Origin of the sequence: Phenylobacterium sp. LjRoot225, assembly GCF_964252855.1 — a bacterium.
Lineage (GTDB): Bacteria > Pseudomonadota > Alphaproteobacteria > Caulobacterales > Caulobacteraceae > Phenylobacterium.
The window spans coordinates 194102-215509 of sequence record NZ_CAXUPL020000002.1; the positions used below are offsets into that span (position 1 = coordinate 194102).

The following is a 21408-nucleotide window of genomic DNA, read 5'->3' on the forward strand; positions in this document are numbered from 1 at the left end:
GGAACTCTTAACGCCGCCGCCTTTGGCGGGCGGTCATCCCCTGCCGATGCGGAGCCCGCCTGATGAACATGGTCCTCGACCTTTGCGCCCACAGCCATGAGCCGGTGGTGCGACAGCGCACGTCCGACGACTGCATGACCTGTGCGCTGGCGATGTTCGCCGGTCGCGACTACGACGAGGTGATCGCCGCGGCCCAGGCGATGGCTCCAAGCTACGTCGCCGGCAGCTTCATGCCCCACTCGCTGATGCGCCGGATCGCCCACGACTGGGGGCTGGCGCTGCTGTCGAGCATCTACATGGACTGGCGCTATCCGGGGATCGTCGGCGTGGTCTCCAAGACCATCGAGAACTGCGGCCACGCCCTCTTCTGGGATGGCGAACGCCTGATCGATCCGGGCGGAACCCACCTCTACGACCTCGACTACGTCCAGGCCGAAGCCCTGGAGTTCACCCAGCGCGCGACCGACCTGACCGCGGTGATCGAGCTGGAGCGCCAGATGCAGCCGTCGACCGCCGGCGTCTCGCTCGCCGAATACTTCTAGGGCAGGTCCAGGGCATCGGCGGCCACGACGTCGAACGTCCGACGAATCTGGCGCTCGAGGGCCTCGGCGCCGCCCGGCTCGTTGATCGCCTGGACGAGTTGGCGCGCGCTGATCGCCAGGCGTAGGGCGCTGACCGGCTTGCCGGCGCGGCGGCCGATCGGAACCGGCTGTCCGAGAAGAATGCGGCCTGTGGCGTCGCCGTCGCTCAAGCCCTGATAAAGCCGCTGGGTCTGCTCGGCGTCGAACAGGCCGCAGCCGTTGCGGACGAGGAAGGGGAAGAGCGTCGGCCGCGCGTCCCAGCCATCGCGTCCGAACCGGCGCACGCGCGAGACCGGCAGGGCCTCGAACCCGTTCGCCGCCAGGCTGGCCCGGGTGACCGCGGCGATCCGATCCAGCGCCGCGCACAGGCCCTGGTCCGAAAGCTGACGGAAGGCCGCCAGTTCGAAGAGGGCCGCTTCCCATCGCAGGAGCAGGCCGCGGTTCTGGGCGTCCGGCAGGACATTTCGCGAGACGAAGCCCGCCGGCCAGTCGCCGCGCGCCGAATAGTCGCCGAGCGCCGGCGTCAGCGGCGTCGCGCGCAACCGCTCCAACTCGGCGTCCGGAACGATCAGGGCGCCTGAGAAGGGCGGACCGCCGACGAATTTCGAGCCGGTGATCGCCACCAGGAAGCCCTGGGCCAGGTAGCCCGCGAGGCTCTCCGTCGAAAGCCGGAACTGGCAGGCGTCGACCATCACCGTCAGCGCTGCGCCGTACCGTCGCTTCAACCGGACGGCGCAAGCCGCCGAGGGCGCGACGAGGCCGGTCTTGGAGACGTCGAGCAGCACCAGCAGGACCGCTCCGGTGGCCGTCACCGCCTTGCCGACCGCCGCTTCGAAGGCTTCATCGACCACCTGGGCGTCGCGCAAGGCGCCGTCCACCTCCCGCAGGGGAACGGTCACGAACCCGGCGCAGCCAGGTTCGCCGAGCGGCTCGCCGACGACCGCGGCGACTCCGTGCGGCGAGGCCGCGGCGTAGCGCCGGCTGCACAGGGCGTTGGCCACACCGCGTCCGCTTTCGCTCGCGTCGGCCATGACGCTCATGATCTGGCGATCGCCCCGCGCGAGGTCGACGGCGAACAGGTGCAGGTCGGTGCCCGACGCCCCGAGGATGATGTTCTCGCCGCCCGAGGCCGAGAGGCCGCAGAGGCCGGCCAGGCGCCGCCGCACCTCGGCCATGGCGGCCGGATAGGCCTCTCGCTCGGACCCGCAGGCGGCAAGGGCTTCGAGGCGGTCGCGGGCGGCCCGGAAGGCGCCGGCGGAGAGGATCGAGGCGGTGGAGGAGCTGAAGCTGGTCGTCCCGGGCTCCGGCAAGGCGCCGCAGCCGTAGCGATTGCGGCCCCGGGCGTCGAGGACGATGCGCTCGTCGCCGCCACAGGTCAGCCAGCGGGCCACGTCCGCGTCGCGAAGCGCGGCCTGCTCAGAAGCCCCGGGCGTACTCGACTTGTACAAAAGGATCACGCCACAGCGCCACGGCGCCGGTCCCGAGGAAGGTTAAGCCGAGGCGAAATTGGCTGATTCGTCGGACCGAGACGTTAATTCGTCGATCGGCCCGATCACGACGTCGGACCGTCCATCGCCAGCCCCGCCATCAGGAGCTGGGATTTCATTGGTCTCCGACTTGCACCCCCTTCAGACTGTGGCCAAACGGCGCCAAAATGCGACATTGGCCCAATAGTTCGCGTTTAGATATCGATCTCGTCCATAGGTTGAGTCGCGAATACCCCGGGACGGGAGTCTTCGCGTGCACCGGTGCACAGATAGCGTAACGTGCGTTCAATCCTACTCGGCGTCATTGCAGATGTCGCATGTAGAGCTGTCGGGGGAAGAGCAATTGGCTACCGGCTATACGAATTATAGCGGCGTCTTTCTGGCGTCGAGCGCCGCCTACGGGACGACCATCTGGGCCGGCGGATCGGCGACGATCACCGCCGGGGCCTCGCCGACGCGGCTGATGGCCAGCGGCCTGGGCGACACTCTTCGCGGCGGCGTCGCCGACGACACCCTCGGGATCAACAACCTCAACGACAAGTTCACCGGCGGCGGCGGCGTCGACACGGTTTTCGCCACGGTCGACGTCCGCCTGACGAGCGACGTCGAAAACCTGACGATGGACGGCCAGTGGGCCCCGGTGTTCGGGATCGCCAACGACGGCGCCAACATCGTCGAGGCGGTGACCGCCAATGTGACCGTCGACGCCAAGGGCGGCGACGACGTGATCGTCAGCTTCGGTCAGCGTGACACCTTCCTGTTCGCCCACGGGTCCGGTCGCGACATCCTCTATAATTTCCACACCGGCGCCATCGACAGCGATGTCGTCGGCCTGACCGGCTATGGCCTCACGAGCTTCGCCAGCGTCGTCGCAGCCATGACCCAGGTCGGGTCCGACGTGCGGCTGACTCTGTCGCCGACCGACCTGATCCTCTTCAAGAACACGACGATCTCGGCCTTCACGGCCCAGAATTTCGATTTCGCGGTCGCGCCCTCGAAGATCACCTTCACCGACTATAACGGCGCGGTGCTGGCGCAGAGCGCCGCCTACCAGAGCACCATCTGGGCCAACGGGACGGCGCCGATCACCGCCGGAAGCACGCCCACGCGGCTGATGGCCAGCGGCCTGGGCGACACCCTTCTCGGCGGAGCCGCCGACGACACGTTCGGGATCAACAACCTCAACGACCATTTCACCGGCGGCGGCGGGATCGACACCGCGATCGCCACGGTCAATGTGATTCTGCCGAACGACGTCGAGAACCTGTCGATGGACGCGACCTGGTCGCCCATCTTCGGGATCGCCAACAACGGCGCCAACGTCGTCAAGGCGCTCACCGCCAACGTCACGCTCAACGCCAAGGGCGGCGACGACGTGATCTTCAGCTTCGGCAAGAACGACACCCTCATCTTCGAGAAGGGCTCGGGCCGGGACGCCGTCTACAACTTCCATACGGGCGCAGCCGACGGCGACGTCGTGCGGCTGATCGACTACGGCTTCAACAGCTTCGCCGACGTCAAGGCGGCCATGACCCAGACGGGGGCGGACGTGGTCCTGACCTTGTCGGCGACCGACGCGATCCGTTTCAAGAGCACCACCCTCTCGGCCTTCACCGCCGACAACTTCCAGGTCTCGATCGACCCTTCCAAGCTGAAGCTCACCTTCGCCGACGAGTTCAATTCGCTGTCGCTGCAGAACAAGAGCGCCGGCGGCGGGATCTGGGCCACCAGCTACCCGTGGGCGCCGTACGACACCCTCTCGGCGCACCAGATCAAGCAGGAGCTCGAGGTCTACGTCGACCCGCAGTTCGCCGGAACCGGCACGACGGCGCTGGGGCTCAATCCCTTCTCGGTCAGCAACGGGGTGCTCACCATCACCCCCGGCCAGACGCCGGATGCGATGAAGCCCCTGCTGTGGAACATGGGCTACACCTCGGGGCTGCTGACCACGACCAACAGCTTCGCCCAGACCTACGGCTACTTCGAGATGCGGGCCGACCTGCCGGACGCCACGGGCGCCTTCCCGGCCTTCTGGCTGCTCCCGGCCGACGGCTCCTTCACGTCCGAGACCGACATCGTCGAATATATCAACGAGACCAATACGGTGCACAACACGGTGCACTATGGTCCCGACGGCGACCATTGGACCGTCGGCGCCTATACGAACTTCGTCGCCGACCTCGCCAGCGGCTATCACACCTATGGCCTGCTTTGGACCGCCGAGACCCTGACCTGGTATGTCGATCGCACCCAGGTCATACAGATCGCCACCCCGGCCGAAATGAACCGGCCGATGATCATGCTGGTCAACTACGCGATCGGCGGCAGCTGGGCGCCCACCCCGACCGACCCGAACCTGCCCGGCATGGCGATCGACTACATCCGCGCCTACAGCCTGGACGCCGCGCCGCTCGCCTCGCCGACCCAAGGGACGAGCGGGGCGGACACCCTCGCCGGCACGGGCGGCCCGGACATCCTGACCGGCGGCGCGGGGAACGACATCTATGTGGTGGGGATCGCCGACACCGTCGTCGAGGCGGCCAATGGCGGCATGGACACGGTCAAGTCCGCCCTCAGCAGCTACACGCTCACCGACAACGTCGAGAACCTGACCCTCACCGGCGCGGCGGCGATTTCCGGGACCGGCAACGCGCTGAGCAACCTCCTCGCCGGCAACAGCGCCGCCAACACCCTCACCGGCGGCGGCGGCGACGACACGCTGAACGGCGGCGCCGGCATTGATCGCCTGGCCGGCGGCGCCGGAAACGACACCTATGTGCTGGGTTCGGACCTCGACGTCGTCGTCGAAGCCGCCGGCCAGGGGATCGACACGGTCACCACCAATGTGAACCACAGCCTCGCGGTGACCGTCGAAAACCTCACCCTGACGGGAACGCTCGCCGCCTACGGCTACGGCAACGAGTTGGCCAACATCATCAACGGCAACAGCGCCGCGAACCGGATGGAAGGCCGCGGAGGCGCCGACACGATCGACGCCGGCGGCGGGGCCGACACGATTCTCGGCGGAGCGGGCGCCGACCGGCTGACCGGCGGAACCAGCGGGGACAGCTTCATCTACAACAAGGGGGACGGGCACGACGTCATCACCGACTTCGGCAATGGCGCCGACGTGCTGAACCTGAGCAGCCTGCTGAACGCCGGCTTCACCCCGACCCTGGTGCTCAGCGGCTCAGATACGCTGGTGCAGTTTTCCGCCGCCGACGACATCCGGCTGATCGGGGTGCTGCCGAGCGAGCTGACCGCGACCATCAGCGGCTTCGTCCACGTGTAAACCCTCGCCCGTCGGCGGCCTTGGCTGTCGTACGCAGGGCATATCCTCTAGGCTTAATCTGAACGCGAAGGCACGGGCGGGCGGTCGGACAAGACCGCCCCAGGGAGAGCTCATGAAGACGAAGATCGCGGACCTTGGATCGCTCGAAGAGGGCAAGGGCCTTTGCGTCAAGACCGACGGCGTCAGCCTTGTGCTCGTCAAGACCGGCGCCGCGGTGCACGCCCTGGAAAACAAATGCTCGCACATCGGCCTGCCGCTGGGCCGCGGAAAGATCGAGAACGGGGAGATCATCTGCCCCTTCCACGGCTCGCGGTTCAACCTCGTCACCGGCGAAAACACCGACTGGGTGTCGGCCGTCGCCGGCGTAAAGATCCCCGCCTGGTCGAGCGCCCTGCTCTCCTTCGGCAAGAAGCCGCAGCCGATCCGGACCTTCCCGGTGAGCGTCGAGGGCGAGGACATCTACGTCGAGCTGTGACGCCGTCCGGCGTCACAGCTGACCCGTTTGAACAATCCCCGTCATCCCGGACAAGGCGCGCAGCGCCGCAGATCCGGGACCCAGGGGCGGTGCGCACGGCCCCTGGGTCCCGGCTCTCCGCTTCGCTCCGGCCGGGATGACGGTTGAAGTTGAACGTCCCGCGTCCAGCCGTCCCCCTAGCCGACCTTCGGCTTGATCTCCTCCATCACCCACTGGGCGTAATCGAGATAGGCCTCGGCGTCCGCCATCGGCGGGATCGGCACCGAGCTCAGCGTGACGCCCAGCTCCTGGAACCAGCCCAGGCGGTCGATGATCTCCTGGGCCGACATGCCCGGCCGCGCATTGGGGTCGTCGATCACCACATGGCCCTCGCCGACGCGGCTGGTCGACATGCCGTACATCACCTCGAAGGGGCCGCCCTTGAAGGTCGGCTGGGATTTGATGAAGTCGAGCCTGGCCGGGATGTCCTGGGGCTTGGTCAAGAAGGGCCACCAGCCCGAGGCGAAGCGGGCGGCGCGCTTCAGGGCGGCGTCGGCGTCGCCGCCCAGCCAGATCGGCACATGCGGCTTCTGCACCGGCTTGGGCTCGAAGGCGACGTCCTTGAAGGAGACGTAGCGGCCCTCGAACTCCGGCTTCTCCTGGGTCCACAGCGCGATCATCGCCTCGAGATATTCGTCGGCCATCTTGCCGCGCTCGTGGAAGGGCACGCCGAGGATCTCGAACTCGCGCTCCAGCCAGCCGACGCCGAAGGTGACGGTGACCCGGCCGCTGCTCAGCCAGTCGATGGTCGCCAGCTGCTTGGCCTGCACGATCGGGTTCTGCAGCGGCAGGATGGTGATGCAGGAGTTGACCCGGATCGTCTCCGTGGTCCCGGCGATATAGCCCATCGCCGAGGCGGCGTGGAAATAGTGCGGTCCGGAGAGCTCCACATGCTCCAGCGGGATGATGTGATGCTCAGGCACGGCGACCATGTCGTAGCCCAGCTGCTCGGCCCGCTTGACCATCCGGGTCTGGTCGGCGCCGGTGATCGCGGCCTCCCACGGCTGCACCGTCGCCTTGAGCCGGAGCATGTGCGGCAGGGGAAAGGCGAGCTTCATCGTGGGGTCCTCCAGGTCTGTTCTTATGTCCCCACTGTAGGCGTCGCTCCGCCGACGACAACGAGAACTTTCTACAGGCCTGTAGGGCTCACCCATAGTGATCCCCTATGGCGGCGAGAGGGCCTTCGCGATCTCCACCGGCGAGGCGAACCCGTAGACTTCGGCCAACAGGTGAAGGCCCGGAGGAAACAGCCATGTCCGTCGCACTGAACGCGCGCGCGCCAACCAAGGTGACGCTGCCGCCGGACAACCCCTCCGACTGGCCGAAGCATCGCTTCGAAGACCTGCTGGCGATCAGCCGCAAGGACTACGAGCCGCTGCAGCTCGCGGCCCTGCAGCATCGCTTCGCCCAGCAGAAGACCACGGTCGCCGCCCTGGAGCGGCTGGTGAACCGCCAGGGCGTGGAGCGCATCGACAGCTTCGCCGACGCCCTGCCGCTGTTCTTCGATCACCGGGTCTACAAGGCCTATCCGCTCAGCCTGATCGAGACGCGCGACTTCGCCAAGCTGACCGCCTGGCTGAACAAGCTCACCACCCACGACCTGACCAGGATGGACCTCGGCGGGCTGAAGACGCTCGACGACTGGCTCACCCGGCTGGACGAATTCGGGATGATCGTCGGCCACTCGACGGGCACCACCGGCAAACTCAGCTTCATCCCCCGCTCACAGACCGAATGGCCCGCCTGGGACTGGGCCTACAACGAGGCGACCCGGGCGACCAGCGGCGTGGACTCCAGGACGGACCACGTGCCGACCTTCTTCCCCGGCTACCGCGACGGGCATCAAATGATGCTCAAGATGTTGAAACTGTTCAATGTCCCTGCCGCCGGCGGCTGGGAGAACTACTACACCCTCTATCCGACCACGGTCTCCTCCGACCTGATGTCGCTCGCGGGACGCCTGCAGTCGGCGGAGGACAAGGGCGAGCTTGACGAGCTGGGGCTCGACCCGGCCTTGCTGCAGGCCCGCCAGGAGATGATCGAGCAGGGCCGCCGGCGCGAGCAGGACATGGAGGCCTGGTTCGGCAAGCTGATCGAGGACTTCCGCGGCCAGAGGGTGAAGATCGGCGGCACCTACGCCGACCTGACCCGGGTCGCCATGCAGGGCGCGGCCAAGGGCCTGAAGTGCGAGTTCGCGCCCGGCTCCTTCATCATGGCGGGCGGCGGGATGAAGGGCTTCAAAGGCGCTCCGGAGGACTGGAGGGGTCTGGTCAAGAGCTTCTTCGGCATCGACAGGATGCACAGCATCTACGGCATGTCCGAGTGCATGCACGTCGCGCCGCTCTGCGCCTGCGGCCACTACCACTTCATGCCGCACGTCATTCCGATCCTGATCGACAAGGATGCGAACGAACTGCCGCGCGAAGGCGTGCAGACGGGGCGGCTGGCCCTGTTCGACCTCCTGGCCGAGACCTACTGGGGCGGCTTCATCTCCGGCGACCAGATCACCATGCACTGGGACGAGGACTGCGCCTGCGGCTGGAAGGGCCCCTACGCCGAGACCGAGGTCACCCGCTTCGCCGACATCGAGGGCGGCGACGACAAGATCACCTGCGCGGGGTCGGCCCAGGCCTACAACGAGTTCATGGACTATGTGATGGAGGTTTGAGGATGAGCCGGACCTTCGACATCCCCATCATCTCGCGCGGCCGCATCATCCCGCCGGGCCCCGACGCGATCGAGTTCAAGGGCCGCACGGGCGCCATCTTCCGTGCGCCCGACCCGAAAAAGCACGTGGGCGACCTGGTGCTGGGCGACCCCGGCCGCTTGCGCGATCTCCAGGAGACGCCGGTACGGGAGATCGTCGACTTCCTGGCCGAGCTCGGCCAGCGGCTGGCGTTCGACCGCAATCCCTACCTGCAGGAGGCTTTCGAGCTGTCGCTGGAGGCCGGCGGCCTGACCGAGCCGGTGCTGCGCGCCATCTATGCCGGCATCCCCCACATGTTCGACCGCGCCTATCTGACGGAGCTGGTCGAGAAGACGGTGGGGATCGACTACCTCGACGGCTGGGTCCCGCAGGGGACCGGCCCGCGCGCCCGCTTCCGGGTCCGCGCGGTGGGCACCCGCCAGCTGCACATCACCGCCGGCAATGTGCCGGTCGTGGGCGCGGTCACCATCACCCGCACGGCGCTGACCAAGTCGGACTGCCTCATCAAGCTGCCGTCCAACGATCCGCTCTCGGCCGTCGCCATCGCGCGAACCATGATTGAGATCGACCCCGACCATCCGGTCACCCGGCACGTGGCGGTCGCCTACTGGAAGGGCGGCGACGAGGCGATGGAATCGCAGATCTGCCGGACCTCGCGCATCGACAAGATCACCGCCTGGGGCGGCATGGCCTCGGTCAAGCACATCCAGAAGTTCCTGAGCCCCGGGATCGACCTGATCGCGCTCAACCCGAAACTCTCGATGTCGCTGGTCGGCAAGGAGGCGCTGGAGAGCCCCGAGGCCATGCAGGAGGCCGCGGCCGGGGTCGCCATGGCCGCGGGCAAGATGAACCAGACCGCCTGCGTCAACACCCGGGTGGTCTATGTGGAGAGCGAGACCGACGACGCCTCGCTGGAGCGGGTCATCGCGCTCGGACAGAAGATCTACGAGGCGTTCCAGCTCCTTCCACCGGAGATTTCAACGCCTGCGCCGCGACCCAACCGCGAGCTGGAGTCGGAGATGCGGGCGCTGGAGCTGGAAGAGGAGCTCTACTGGGTGATCGGCGACACCCTGAAGGGCGGGGTCATCGTCTCGCGCTTCTCCGACCGGGTGGATTTCCACGGCCAGCTCAACAACCGCGTCGTCAACCTGGTGCCCATGCCCGACCTCGCCAAGGTGACGCGCTGGTGCGACGACACCACCCAGACGGTCGGCGTCTATCCGGAGAGCCTGCGCTACCGCCTGCGCGACGCCCTGGCGCTGGCCGGCGTCCAGCGCATGGTCCCCCTGGCCCTGGCGCGGGGGCCGGCCGACGAAGGCGCCGAGTTCCCCGGCATGCCGCACGACGGCATCGAGCCGATGCGCCGCGGCGTCCGCTGGGTCATCGACGAGGCCGCCAGCGCCAAGACCGAAGCAGTCAAGGCCGCCGCGGAATAGGCCGCGCCCCTGCCCCGCGTGGGTCAGGTCCAAGCGTCACGAAACAAATGGGCCGGGCGGTTTCAGGACCGCCTGTCCATTTCCCGTCAGGATTGCACGCCAGGGTTGGGAAAAGACTGGAGCATCCTGGATGAACCGCCGCCTTGTCCCTGCCCTGACCGCTGTCGCCCTGTTTGTCGGCCTTCCGGTCGCAGCTCAGGATTTCCCGAGTATCGGCAGCCAGTACATCGACTACGGCGCGTCGATGATGTCCGTGGGCCAGATGAACAATGTGCTGGGGTCGACCGTCCAGCGGGGCGGCGGCCGCGCCGCCAGCGCGCCGCCGCCGCGGGCCCTCGCCATCGACACCCGCTATCGCGCCTCGCCTGAGGTCTCGGCTCGGGTGCGCCGGCAGTTCGCCGACTTCGTGGCCAGGACCAGCCCCGCCAACGCCGACCGCTTGCGCCAGGCCATCCAGCAGAAGGACCTGCTCGGCGCCTGGGAAAGGCACGTGGCGGTCGACGGCCTGCGCCGCGGCGACGTGGCCGACGCCATGACCGCCTACTGGGTGCAGAACTGGCAGATCGCCAACAATAGGCCCTTCACCGACCGCGCCCAGGTGCAGGCGGTTCGCGGCCAGGTGTCCCGGGCGCTCGCGTCCAACCCGGACTTCGCCCACCTCGACGACGCCGGCAAGCAGGAGATGGCCGAGGTGTTCATGCTCAACTTCGTGGCCCAGGGCTCGGCCTTCTCCGACGCCACGGCCAGGCGCGACGCGGGTCTGAGCATCCGGCTTTCCGACGCCGCGGTCGCGCGCTTCCGCAAAGACATGAACGTCGACCTGCGCCAGCTGCGGCTGACCCCGGCGGGCTTCGTTCGCTGAGCCCGCCGCTGAGCGGCGCTGCGGCCAGGTCACGGCAAGCAGCAGCCTGATCCAGAAAAGCGTTGGTCTTGCGATGCGTGCCGCATAGCTAAGGAGCTGAAGCAGGAACAGGGGTGGGGCGAATGGGGAGCGCTGCGAGCAGCTCGTCCGCGGAATGGCGGAAATACTTCATGCTGCCGATCGCAGCCGGCCTGGGCTACGCGACCAGCGTCATCCACATCTATGGGCTCGGCCCCTACATCCAGCCGGTGAGCGCAGAGTTCGGTTGGTCGCGCACCCAGATGACCTCCGGGCTGACGCTCTCGACCCTCGTCCAGGCGGTCGCCAGCATCCCGATCGGCATGGTTCTCGATCGGATGGGGCCGCGCGTCTTCGGGATTTTCGGGGTCCTGCTGACCGCCGCAGCCTTCGCCCTGATGGGAACCGCCACCGGCGACGCCGCCCAATGGTACATGCTGTGGACCCTGATGGCGCTCGCGACCCTGCCGGTGCAGGCGACGGTGTGGACCAGCGCTGTCGCCACGCGGTTTGAGGCCTCGCGCGGCCTGGCCTTCGCCGTCACCCTCTGCGGCGCCTCGATCGCCGCGGCCCTGTTCCCCTATCTCGGCACGCGACTGATCGCCGCCCTCGGCTGGCGACAGGCCTTCGTCGTCCAGGCGGGGCTGTGGATCCTCTTCACCTATCCGCTGATCTTCCTGTTCTTCCGCGGCGCCCGCGACCGCCAGCGAGGCCGGCCGAAGGCCGAGCGGGAGGCCCAGGCGGTGCTCAGCGGGGCCGGCTTTCTCGAAGGGCTGCGGTCCTCGATCTATCTGCGCCTGCTGACGGCGAGCCTGCTGTTCACCTTCACCATCATCGCGCTCGTCGTCCATTTCGTGCCGATCCTGACCAGCAACGGCCTGAGCGGGCTCCAAGCGGCCGGGATCGCCTCGCTCATCGGCATCTTTTCGATCTTCGGCCGGTTGGGCACGGGCGTCCTGCTGGACCATTTCCGCGCCTCCCTGGTCGGCGCGAGCGTCTTCCTGCTGCCGGTGGCCGGCTGCGCCGTGCTGATCGCGACCGGCGGCAGCGCGGCGGGATCCGTCGCCGCCGCCGCCCTGATCGGCCTGACGCTGGGGGCCGAGGTGGACGTGATCGTCTATCTCACCACCAAGCATTTCGGGCTCAAGAGCTTCGGCGCCCTCTACGGCGGCCTGCTCGCGGCCCTCTCGATCGGCACCGCCACCGGACCGCTGGGCGCGTCGCACATCTTCGACGCCTACGGCAGTTACGGCCCGTTCCTGTGGATCACCATCGCCTTCATGGTGGCCAGCAGCCTGGCCCTGGCCAGCCTGCCGCGTCCCGTTTTCGACGCGACCCCCTAGGTCAAGCCGCCTACCGATGATCCCCGCCGTCGCCGAAGAAGTGCGGCCGGCGGGTGAAGTGGTAGGCGGTGGTCTCCAGAGCCTCCAGGGAGACGGCGATGGCGTGGTAGTCGCAGCCGAACGGCTTGCAGCTGCGCTGCAGGGCCCGCAGCTGGGCCGCGCAGGGTCTCAGCGCCTCGAACGCACGTACGGGATCGGCAATGCCGACATAGGTCTGACGCGCCATCGCAACGCTCCCAATGAGTTTGGACCGGAACATATCAGGAACATCTGCGCCGCGCGACTCCGCGGCGGTTGCGCACGACGCCCCCTCAACGCCCGGAAGCAGGCTCAGTGGGTCCGCCCTCGTCCCGAGCTGTTCAAGGCGCTGCGTCGCGATCCCGCCTAGCCTTGGCGCGCGGCTGGTTGTACGTCGCAACCATGCTCAACGCTGCGCGCATCCGTCTCGCTTTCGTTTGGCTGGCTGCGGCCGGCGCCCTCGCCGGCTGCATGACGCCGCACGTCAAGCCGAAGCTAAGCCAGGCCGTGGTCGAAGCCCGCGCGCATCGCGACGCGCCGGTCGCCGCCGCCTGCCCGGAAGACGCCCTCACCGCGGTCTCGCCCGTGCTCGTCGGCTTCGCCTTCAACGAGAGCGAGATGACCGACTCGATGCGCCGGCCGTTGGCGACGTCGGCCAGGTGGCTCGCCTGCCATGCGACGACGCCGGCCGTCATCAAGCCGGACGCCGACGGCCACGGCGCCGACACCGTGCAGGACGCCCTGGCCCAGGCCCGGGCCGAGGGCGTGAAGGCCTATCTCGTGGCCCAGGGCGTCGCCGCCGATCGGATCACCGTCCTGCGGCGCGGCGCGACCCCGCCGGTCGGCGCAATCTTCCTCATTCGCGCCGAAGGCCGGCGCTGGTGAGACTGTAGGTTCTCCCGCCTTCGTCAGTAACGTTGCTCGACCGGCGCCACGTTCCACTTCGGCGGCGGCGGGACATAGGCTTCGAACTGCGCGAGCGCCTCTTCGGTGTCGCGGGCGAAGATCAGCATCTCGCCGTACTGGGGCTGCAGGAAGCCGCTCTTGACCATGTTGGCGACGGCCGCGCGCAGCGGCTCGTAGTAGCCGGCGACATTGACGAAGCCGCAGGGCTTGGAGTGGAAGCCCAGCAACGCCCAGGTCCATTGCTCAAACACCTCCTCGAAGGTGCCGGGACCGCCCGGCAGGCAGAGGAAGCCGTCAGCCAGTTCGGCCATCGCCCATTTGCGCTCGTGCATGGAGTTCACCACCCGCAGTTCTGAGAGGCCGGTGTGGGCGATTTCTTGACTGACCAGGTCGGCGGGCATCACGCCGATCACCTTGCCGCCGGCGGCGAGCGCCGCGTCGGCGACGGCGCCCATCAGGCCCACGCGCCCGCCGCCGTAAACCACCGTCAGCCCCAAATGCGCCATAAGCGTGCCCGCATGGGTCGCCGCTTGCAGGAATGCGGGGTTATTTCCGGCGGAAGAACCGCAATAAATGCAAATACTTTCCACGAGAACCTTCCGTTGTCGATCGAACGGCGGACCTAGGCCGCCTATAGCGATTGCAGACTTGTGTCACGGTCCGGCTGGCCTCCCGCTCAATCGCCAGCTACAAAACGCCCACGGCTCGTCACAAGGGATGGCCGGGCGTCGATGGACGGCGCAGATTCTATACTGGTTAGGTCACGCGAATGGCGACGGGCACGGTCAAGTGGTTCAACACCGCTAAGGGCTTTGGATTCATACAACCGGATGACGGCGGCTCTGACGTCTTCGTCCACATCTCGGCAGTTGAGCAGGCGGGCTTGCGAGCCCTCAACGAAGGCGATCAGGTTCAGTTCGAAATGGAACAGGACCGCCGCTCCGGCAAGCTGTCGGCTGGCGGACTCGTCGTGACGGGCCAGGGCGCGGCCCCGGCGCGTCGTCCCAGCGCGGGCGGCTTCGGCGATCGTCCGCCGCGCAGCGGCGGCTTCGGCGGCGATCGTGGCGGCTTCGGCGGCGGCGACCGCGGCGGCGGCTTCGGTGGTGGCGGCGCGAGCCGTCAGCCGGGCGCCATCGCCGGCTCGGGTTCGGGCACGGTGAAGTGGTTCAACCCGACGAAGGGCTTCGGCTTCATCCAGCCGGAAGGCGGCGGCCAGGATGTGTTCGTGCACATCTCGGCGGTTGAGCAAGCCGGTCTGCGCGGTCTGAACGAAGGCCAGCTGGTCAGCTTCGACCTCGAACAGGACCGCCGCAGCGGCAAGACCTCTGCGACCAACCTGCGGGTCATGGGCTAAGACTTCCGTCTCCTCCCTTGTTCGCGAGGGAGGGACGATCTGTTGGAGAGGGTGCGGTTCCGCCGAGGCGCCCGCGTCCTCTCCCTCTCGCGCCGCCGGCGCGATCGCCCCCTCCGCTTGCCGGGGGAGGCTTTTGGCGTTCAGCCGAATAGACCCGCCAGCAGATTGATCGTCAGCGCCAGGATCACCGTGTTGAAGGCGAACGAGAACAGGGCGTGCACCGTGTTCAGCCGGCGCAGGGGCTTGGCGCTGATGGCGATGTCCGCCGTCTGGGACGCCACCCCGATGATCACCGCGAAATGCACGAAGTCCCAATAGTCGGGCGGCTCCTCCCCGGGGAAGCGCAGGCCCTCCGCATCCGCCGTCCCGTCCGCGCTGCGACCGTAGTAGCCGTGGGCGTAGTGCAGGGCGAAGATCAGCTGCACCAGGAACCAGGACGCCGCCACGGTGCCGAAGGCCAGGCCGACGCGTAGGGCGCGCTCCAGCCCCTGGACTTCCTTGGCCAGGGACAGCTCCAGGGCGACGGCGACCACGGCGGCGACCGCCGCGGTCAGCACCACCGCCAGGATGACCGCACGCCCCTCGTCGTCCTGAGCCGCCCGGGCCCGGATCGCGTCGGGCGAGCGGCTGGCCATGCCCCAGAGGGTGCTGATGATGAACCCCAGGCAGAGCGTGTCCCAGCCGACGATCGAAGCGGTGACCGGGCCCACGCCGGCCACATAGTGCACGGCCAGCGCCGCCAGCCCCCCGCCCACGAAGGACGCCACCAGGCGCGGACGGGCCGCGAAAGGGCCGAACCAGGATGGAAGCCCCATCTGCGCCATGCTCGCCCTCGCCCAAGGTGAGCCCGACCCTCGCGCGAGTCCGGTCCGGCCGCCAGCGGGCCGCTCGGCAACTTCGCGTTCACACTGTCGCGAAACGCGAGATTAAGCCGGTGCGGTTAGGTTTACGACTTAAGGTCGATAGGAGCCCCACTGTTTGTCGATCGGGTCGCACCGACTGCTCGGCTTTGCGTTCGCCAGCGCGGACCTGCTCATGGAGATCACCTCCGAGGGCGTGATCGCGTTCGCCCTGGGCGCCAGCGAGGCCATCTCCGGGCAGCTCGAACCGGCGCTGATCGGCAAGACCTGGCGTGTCTTCGTCGCGCCTGCCGACCAGCCGATGCTGCAAGCCGTGTTCGACGGGCTGGAGGTCGGCCAGCGCGCCGGGCCTCTGGTCGTGCGCCTGGCCAGCACGGACGGCCAGCCGCGGGCCGCCAGCTTCTGCGCCTTCCGCACGCCTGAGAACGACAACGCCCTGTCCTGCGCCCTGTCGCTCGCCGATCCAGACGCCGCGCCGCCGTCCGCCGAACTGCCGAACCGCAAGCAGTTCGAGGAACTCACCGCGACCCTGATGCAGACCGCCCAGTCGACCGGCGCCAAGCTCGAGCTCGCCTTCATCGAACTGGCCGGCCTGAACGCGGTGCGTGAGAACACCGCCCCCGACGCCCGCCAGGCGCTGGAGGCCCGGCTCGCCGGCGTGCTGCGCGCCCAGGCCCACGGCGGCCAGGCGGCCACCGAACTGGGCGCCGACCGCTTCGCCCTGGTCCGCAACGGCGGCGAGGGCGCGGACGCCCTGTCCCGGCGGGTCGGGCGGCTCATGAACACCGGCCAGGACGACGCCATCCGGCCGAGCGCCGACGTCATTCCGCTGAAGGCCGACGGCGACTCGCGCCAGGCCGTGCGCGCCCTGCGCTATTCGCTGGACGCCTATCTGCGCGACGGCCACGCCGGCGCGCCCGGCAACCTTTCCGACGCCCTCAACGAGGCCATGCAGCGCACCCTCGACGAGGCCGGCGCCCTCGGCGTGGCGATCCGCGAGAAGCGCTTCCGCCTGGTCTTCCAGCCGGTCATCTCGCTGAAGGACGCAGCGCTGCACCACTACGAGACCCTGGTCCGCTTCGGCGACGAGGAGAGCCCCTTCCCGCTGATCCGCATGGCCGAGGAAATGGAGCTGATCGAGCAGCTCGACTTCGCCATCCTGGAGCGCGCCGTGGGCGTCCTGGCTGGGGAGCCGAAACTCAAGCTGGCGGTGAACGTCTCGGGACGCACGATCGGCAGCCCGGCCTTCGTCGAACAGGCCTGCATGCTGCTGGCGGCGAATCCGCAGACCCGCGGGCGGCTGATGTTCGAGCTGACCGAGAGCGCCGCCCTCGACGACCTGGCCCAGGCGGACCGCCATCTTCAGGCGCTGCGGGCCCAGGGCTGCGAGATCTGCCTCGACGACTTCGGCGCGGGCGCGGCCTCGCTGGCCTATCTGCAGCAGCTTCGGCTGGACGTGCTGAAGATCGACGGCCGCTACATCCGCGACCTGCAGAACGGCGGCCGCGAAGCCACCTTCGTCAAACACCTGGTCAAGATGTGCGGCGAGCTGGGAATTCGCACCCTGGCCGAGATGGTCGAGACCCAGGACGCCGAGGACGCCGTGCGTCGCGCCGGAGTCGACATGGCCCAGGGCTGGCTCTACGGCGCGGCCAAGGACCTGCCGTCCGTTCGCGCGACGACCAACCCGCTCCAGGGCCGCGTGCGCCCGGCGCTGCGGCGGTAGCGGCGGCCAAATCCATCGTCATCCCGGCCGGAGCGAAGCGGAGAGCCGGGACCCAGGGGGTTCTGCAGTGCGGCGGCCCTGGGTCCCGGATCGCGCTGACGCACGTCCGGGATGACGGATATAGGTGAGGCGTCGGCTCAGGCCGCCTGCAGCAGGGGATCGAGCTTCCCGTCGCGCTCGAGCGCCATCATGTCGTCGCAGCCGCCGATGTGGCGGTCGCCGACGAAGATCTGCGGGAAGGTCGCCCGGCCCGAGCGCTGCATCATCTCCTGGCGCTTGGCCGCATCGAAGGCCGCGTCGATTTCCGTGAAGGCGACGCCCTTCTTCTCCAGCAACGAGACCGCCCGGACGCAGTAGGGGCAGTAGGGTTTGGTGTAGATGATGACTTTGGGCATGGCGGCCTGAACGTCTGTCTCCGGTTTCGATGTCATATGGTGAGTCCGCCGGTCTCTTTAACCCGCGCTATGACGGCCACGTCGACGCGGGCCGCGCCGGCCTGCTTCAACGCCCGTGAACAGCCCTCGGCAGTGGCGCCGGTGGTCATGACGTCATCAATCAGCAGGATCCGGCGCCCCTCGACCTGAGCCCGGCGGCGCTCCGGCACGTGGAAGGCGCCGGCGACGTTGCGCTTGCGGTGCGCGCCGGACTTGCCGCCCTGGCTCTCGGTCGCACGCCGGCGGACCAGGGCGTCGGGCAGGTAGGCGAGCCCCGCCAGCCTGGCCAGCGGCCGGGCGACCTCCGCGGCCTGGTTGTAGCGCCGCCGGAGCAGGCGCAGCGGATGCAGCGGCACGGGCGCGACCGCCTCAGCCTCGGCCAGCAGGTCGGACGCCGCCCGCGACAGCCAGCGGGCGAACATCGGCGCGAGGTCCGTGCGGTCGGCGTGCTTCAGCTTCAGGATCGGCTCGCGAGAGGTCTCGTCGTAGAGGCAGGCCGCGCGCGCCGCATCGAAGGCGCGGGGCCTGGCCATGCAGGGCGCGCAGCGGACGCCCGGGCCGGGGTCGTAGTCGAACGGCGCGCCGCAACCGTCGCACACCGGGCCGTCGAGGAAGTGGATCCGCATCCAGGCCTCGGCCGACAAGCCCTGCGCTCCCACCGCCGTCTCGCCGTCCAGGGTCTCGCGCGGCAGGATCAGCTCGAGCGCGCCGCGGACCAGCCCGCGTCCCGGCAGGGCGCGCTTCCATTCTCCGCCAAAAAGGCCATCTTCCGCGCCCATGTCCGCCCCGCCCATATCCGGCCCGCCCATATCTGGCCCGCCCATATCTGGCCCACCCAGGCTGTTCGACCGCGGCCTCCACCGCAAGCGTCTCGACCGCGCCGCCCGCGGCTACGCCCAGGCCGACTTCCTGAAGCGCCGCGCCGCCCAGGACGTCGCCTGGCGGCTGGAGCCGATCATGCGCAACTTCGGCGTGGCCGTCGACCTCGCCGCCCGCACCGGCGTCTTCCGCGAGGCCTTGGCGCAGAGCGACGCCGCGTCCCGCGTCGACCTGCTGATCGAGGCCGACCTCTCGCCCGCCATGCTGGCCGGCCGGTCGGGCCTGCGGCTGGTCGCCGACGAGGAGCGCCTGCCCTTCGCCGATCAGAGCCTCGGCCTAGTGGTCTCGACGCTCGCCCTGCACTGGACCAACGACGTGGTCGGAACCCTGATCCAGATCCGCCGGGCGCTCCGGCCCGACGGCCTGTTCATCGGCGCCTTTCTGGGCGGGGCGACGCTGACCGAGCTGCGCCAGTCGCTGGTGGCGGCCGAGTCCGAGATCCTCGGCGGCGCGGGCAGCCGGGTCTCGCCCTTCGCCGACGCCGCCGATGCCGCCAGCCTGCTGCAGCGCGCGGGCTTCGTTCAGCCGGTGGCCGACATCGACCGGGTGAGCGTCACCTACGCCCATCCGCTGAAGCTGCTCGCCGACCTGCGCCAGATGGGCGAGACCAGCGTGCTGGCCGAACGCCATCCCCGCGCCCTCACCCGCACCCTGCTCGCCCGCGCCTGCGAGATCTACGCCGAGCGTTTCGGCGCCCCCGACGGCCGCATCCCGGCCACCTTCGAGATCCTGACGCTGACGGGCTGGACAGCGGCGTAGACCTGCACCGCCTTAACCCCCCGGAAACCCTGACGCCGGAAAACTGACCGTTCGGGGGGCTCCTGTTTCCGGGGGTCGGTTATGACATCCAGACATCTAAAGGCGGCCGCGGCGACCTGCGCCGGCCTCGCCCTGTCGCTGGCCGGCTGCGCCACCAAGGCGCCGCGCCCGGCCCCTGCACGCGTCGAGGCGCCTGTCGGCCGCGTCGAGGCCCAGGCCATGGCCTTCGAGAGCTTCATGCGCAAAGCGCGGGCCATCGATCCCGGCTTCTCCAGCGCCGGCGACGTCAGCGCCGCCCTGCAGGTCGGCGCCAGCCATGAGCCTCATCAGCTGGAGGCCGGCATGGTCGCCTACGCCGCCATGGCCGCCCTGCAGGAGCCCGGCTTCGTGACCGGCGTCCAGCGCGCCGCGCGCGGCGGCGACCTCGCCCGGCGTCTTGCGACAGATCCGGCCGCCGTCCTCGACCTGCCCGGCGGCGAGGCCGCGGCGGCCCGCGCCGGCGCCGCCCTGGCCCGCCAGGGCGAAGGCCTGGGCGACGTCGGCCAGCGGGTGAAGCGCGCCGCCTACAGCGTCCAGCGCCAGGGCTGGTCGAAGTCGAAGGTCTCCGATCCCCGCGGCCGCCTGGCCCAGGTGAAGCGTCTCTCGGCGGCCGGCTATCAACCCGCGCCCGGCGACGCCGCGCGGATGCGTGCGGCGGTGGCCGCCGCCGGCCGCCGCGGCGGGTCTGCGAGCCCGGTGGTGGCGCGCGGCGTGGCGCTGGCGGCGCTGAGCGTGCTGGGCGAGGCCGAGCGCGGACGGCCCCTGATGAGCGAGCCGCGCACAGCCTCCTGCCTGCGGCTGGCCAAGCTCAACCTCTACCAGTGCCTGGCCAGCGCCGGGCCGCAGTATGAGGACATCTACTGCCTGGGCCAGCACGCCATGATCGATCCCGGCCAGTGCGTCGCCGACGCCGCCCACCCGCCGGCGAAGCGCAGCCCGATCACCCGGGCGAGCTGGACGCGGTAGGGGCGAACGCCTGCGCCAAACGCCCCCTCCGTCGGCTTCGCCGACACCTCCCCCGCTATGCGGTGGAGGATCTGGGCCGAAGATGCTCCACCGCTTGCGGGGGAGCTGGCAGCGAAGCTGACTGAGGGGGCGTTCGGCGCCTGCCCCTCACGCCCCCAGCAGGTGCAGCACCACCTCGCGCCGGTGCGGGCGGGCGCGGTGCTCGAAGAGCCAGATGCCCTGCCAGGTCCCCAGCGCCAGCCGGCCGCCGACCAGGGGGATGGTCAGCTGCACCTGGGTCAGGGCCGCACGCAGGTGGGCCGGCATGTCGTCCGGCCCCTCGTCCTGATGACGGTAGGCGCTGCTTTCGGGCGCAAGACCGGCGAAATAATCCTCGATGTCGCGCGCCACGTCCGGATCGGCGTTTTCCTGGATCAGCAACGAGGCCGAGGTGTGCCGGCAGAAGAGGGTCAGCAGCCCAGTGGTCATCCCCTGTTCGGCGACCCAGGACGCGACCACGCGGGTGAACTCGACCAGGCCGGCGCCGCGCGTCTGGACCGTCAGCGTGCGCGCCGCCTGGCGCATCAGACCAGGTCCCGGAGCCAGGCGACCAGCGGCTCGTCCGCCGGCGGCATCGGATAGTCGGAAAGCTTGTTCGGCTTCACCCAGGCCATCGCCTTGTGCTCCCGCGCCGTCACCTGGCCCTCCCAGCGGCGGCACAGGTAGAGCGGCATCAGCAGATGGAACTTGTCATAGCCGTGGCTGGCGAAGACGAAGGGCGCCAGGCAGGCGGTGGCCACCTTGATCCCCAGCTCCTCGTCCAGTTCGCGGATCAGACAGGCTTCCGGCGTCTCGCCCGGCTCGACCTTGCCGCCCGGAAACTCCCAGAGGCCGGCGAGCGACTTGCCCTCGGGCCGCTGGCAGATCAGCACCCGTCCGTCGGTGTCGATCAGGGCGGCGGCGGCGACGAGCAGCATGGGTTTTTCAGTCATAAGGTCCCATCTCCGGCCTGCGCCTAAAAGGCAACAGCCCGCGACATCCCGCCGGCATGGGTTGACTTTGCCGTAGCGAACAGCGATGTGGGACGTGCGTCGGGATAAGCCGCCGCTATCGGCGCTCCAGCCGCGTGGGGCCTCATCTGAGGCTCAGCCTGTCGAGCGCAGATCTTCTCATAGATCGCCCATCACGCGGGGCGCTTCCCAACGACCCCGCGTTCCCCGCCCCCGGCGACATCCGGCTGGGCCGATT

At 69.1% G+C, this 21408-nt stretch carries 21 protein-coding genes and 2 pseudogenes; 13 read left to right on the plus strand and 10 right to left on the minus strand.

All coding sequences use genetic code 11. The features are described from left to right. The first annotated feature begins 62 nt into the window (after positions 1–62). On the plus strand, positions 63–542 hold the full coding sequence (locus ACSQ2B_RS11195; RefSeq protein WP_436049863.1) for a hypothetical protein: 480 nt from the start codon (positions 63–65) through the stop codon (positions 540–542). Here ACSQ2B_RS11195 and ACSQ2B_RS11200 read toward each other — a convergent pair. Beyond that, on the minus strand, positions 539–2038 hold the full coding sequence (locus ACSQ2B_RS11200) for a hypothetical protein (RefSeq protein ID WP_436049865.1): 1500 nt from the start codon (positions 2036–2038) through the stop codon (positions 539–541). The genes ACSQ2B_RS11195 and ACSQ2B_RS11200 overlap by 4 nt on opposite strands. Before the next feature lie 373 nt (positions 2039–2411). Between ACSQ2B_RS11200 and ACSQ2B_RS11205 the strand changes: the two genes are divergently transcribed. Both ACSQ2B_RS11205 and ACSQ2B_RS11210 read left to right on the plus strand, forming a co-directional pair. Continuing rightward, positions 2412–5360, plus strand: coding sequence for a family 16 glycosylhydrolase (locus tag ACSQ2B_RS11205; protein ID WP_436049867.1), 2949 nt, complete (start codon positions 2412–2414; stop codon positions 5358–5360). 112 nt (positions 5361–5472) lie between these two features. Beyond that, the gene (locus ACSQ2B_RS11210; RefSeq protein ID WP_436049869.1) at positions 5473–5835 is read left to right on the plus strand and encodes a Rieske (2Fe-2S) protein; all 363 of its coding nucleotides are present in this window, start codon (positions 5473–5475) and stop codon (positions 5833–5835) included. Between the two features lie 12 nt (positions 5836–5847). Here ACSQ2B_RS11210 and ACSQ2B_RS11215 read toward each other — a convergent pair. Further along, positions 5848–5974, minus strand: a pseudogene (locus tag ACSQ2B_RS11215) (hypothetical protein); the annotation flags it as partial. A 37-nt stretch (positions 5975–6011) separates the two neighbouring features. Beyond that, on the minus strand, positions 6012–6932 hold the full coding sequence (locus ACSQ2B_RS11220) for a TIGR03619 family F420-dependent LLM class oxidoreductase (protein ID WP_436049871.1): 921 nt from the start codon (positions 6930–6932) through the stop codon (positions 6012–6014). 194 nt (positions 6933–7126) lie between these two features. On the opposite strand from ACSQ2B_RS11220, the gene ACSQ2B_RS11225 reads away from it, so the two are divergent. The 4 genes from ACSQ2B_RS11225 to ACSQ2B_RS11240 all read left to right on the plus strand — a co-directional run bounded on the left by ACSQ2B_RS11225 (position 7127) and on the right by ACSQ2B_RS11240 (position 12240). Next, complete coding sequence (locus tag ACSQ2B_RS11225) at positions 7127–8542, plus strand: hypothetical protein (RefSeq protein ID WP_436049873.1); 1416 nt, start codon at positions 7127–7129, stop codon at positions 8540–8542. Positions 8543–8544: 2 nt separating this feature from the next. After that, entirely contained in the window at positions 8545–10017 is a 1473-nt protein-coding gene (locus ACSQ2B_RS11230) for an acyl-CoA reductase (RefSeq protein ID WP_436049874.1), read from the plus strand. Between the two features lie 130 nt (positions 10018–10147). Beyond that, entirely contained in the window at positions 10148–10879 is a 732-nt protein-coding gene (locus tag ACSQ2B_RS11235; RefSeq protein WP_436049875.1) for a DUF6683 family protein, read from the plus strand. 170 nt (positions 10880–11049) lie between these two features. After that, positions 11050–12240, plus strand: coding sequence for an MFS transporter (locus tag ACSQ2B_RS11240; RefSeq protein WP_436049876.1), 1191 nt, complete (start codon positions 11050–11052; stop codon positions 12238–12240). 10 nt (positions 12241–12250) lie between these two features. Here the strand turns inward: ACSQ2B_RS11240 and ACSQ2B_RS11245 are convergent, their stop codons facing one another. Then, entirely contained in the window at positions 12251–12466 is a 216-nt protein-coding gene (locus ACSQ2B_RS11245) for a hypothetical protein (protein WP_436049878.1), read from the minus strand. 179 nt (positions 12467–12645) lie between these two features. Between ACSQ2B_RS11245 and ACSQ2B_RS11250 the strand changes: the two genes are divergently transcribed. Next, positions 12646–13143 (plus strand): OmpA family protein, encoded by a 498-nt coding sequence (locus ACSQ2B_RS11250; protein WP_436049880.1) that lies wholly within the window; start codon positions 12646–12648, stop codon positions 13141–13143. 23 nt (positions 13144–13166) lie between these two features. Here the strand turns inward: ACSQ2B_RS11250 and ACSQ2B_RS11255 are convergent, their stop codons facing one another. Continuing rightward, complete coding sequence (locus tag ACSQ2B_RS11255) at positions 13167–13754, minus strand: TIGR00730 family Rossman fold protein (protein ID WP_436049881.1); 588 nt, start codon at positions 13752–13754, stop codon at positions 13167–13169. A 179-nt stretch (positions 13755–13933) separates the two neighbouring features. On the opposite strand from ACSQ2B_RS11255, the pseudogene ACSQ2B_RS11260 reads away from it, so the two are divergent. Both ACSQ2B_RS11260 and ACSQ2B_RS11265 read left to right on the plus strand, forming a co-directional pair. Beyond that, positions 13934–14131, plus strand: a pseudogene (locus tag ACSQ2B_RS11260) (cold-shock protein); the annotation flags it as partial. A 165-nt stretch (positions 14132–14296) separates the two neighbouring features. Continuing rightward, complete coding sequence (locus ACSQ2B_RS11265) at positions 14297–14518, plus strand: cold-shock protein (RefSeq protein WP_436051008.1); 222 nt, start codon at positions 14297–14299, stop codon at positions 14516–14518. A 140-nt stretch (positions 14519–14658) separates the two neighbouring features. Here ACSQ2B_RS11265 and ACSQ2B_RS11270 read toward each other — a convergent pair whose 3' ends face one another. Continuing rightward, complete coding sequence (locus ACSQ2B_RS11270) at positions 14659–15342, minus strand: DUF1345 domain-containing protein (protein ID WP_436049883.1); 684 nt, start codon at positions 15340–15342, stop codon at positions 14659–14661. A gap of 154 nt (positions 15343–15496) precedes the next feature. On the opposite strand from ACSQ2B_RS11270, the gene ACSQ2B_RS11275 reads away from it, so the two are divergent. Further along, complete coding sequence (locus tag ACSQ2B_RS11275; protein WP_436049885.1) at positions 15497–17104, plus strand: sensor domain-containing phosphodiesterase; 1608 nt, start codon at positions 15497–15499, stop codon at positions 17102–17104. A 137-nt stretch (positions 17105–17241) separates the two neighbouring features. Here ACSQ2B_RS11275 and grxC read toward each other — a convergent pair whose 3' ends face one another. Beyond that, positions 17242–17499, minus strand: coding sequence for a glutaredoxin 3 (grxC, locus tag ACSQ2B_RS11280; RefSeq protein WP_436049887.1), 258 nt, complete (start codon positions 17497–17499; stop codon positions 17242–17244). A 32-nt stretch (positions 17500–17531) separates the two neighbouring features. Then, on the minus strand, positions 17532–18317 hold the full coding sequence (locus ACSQ2B_RS11285) for a ComF family protein (RefSeq protein WP_436049889.1): 786 nt from the start codon (positions 18315–18317) through the stop codon (positions 17532–17534). Here ACSQ2B_RS11285 and ACSQ2B_RS11290 point away from each other — a divergent pair. Continuing rightward, positions 18316–19176, plus strand: coding sequence for a methyltransferase domain-containing protein (locus tag ACSQ2B_RS11290; protein WP_436049890.1), 861 nt, complete (start codon positions 18316–18318; stop codon positions 19174–19176). The genes ACSQ2B_RS11285 and ACSQ2B_RS11290 overlap by 2 nt on opposite strands. Before the next feature lie 81 nt (positions 19177–19257). Continuing rightward, positions 19258–20181, plus strand: coding sequence for a hypothetical protein (locus ACSQ2B_RS11295; protein ID WP_436049891.1), 924 nt, complete (start codon positions 19258–19260; stop codon positions 20179–20181). A gap of 147 nt (positions 20182–20328) precedes the next feature. On the opposite strand, the gene ACSQ2B_RS11300 is transcribed toward ACSQ2B_RS11295, so the two are convergent. Further along, a complete protein-coding gene (locus ACSQ2B_RS11300) occupies positions 20329–20745 on the minus strand; it encodes a secondary thiamine-phosphate synthase enzyme YjbQ (RefSeq protein WP_436049893.1) in 417 nt (138 codons plus the stop codon). After that, a complete protein-coding gene (gene mutT / locus ACSQ2B_RS11305) occupies positions 20745–21152 on the minus strand; it encodes an 8-oxo-dGTP diphosphatase MutT (protein WP_436049895.1) in 408 nt (135 codons plus the stop codon). The genes ACSQ2B_RS11300 and mutT overlap by 1 nt, the downstream gene beginning before the upstream one ends. Positions 21153–21408: the final 256 nt, after the last annotated feature.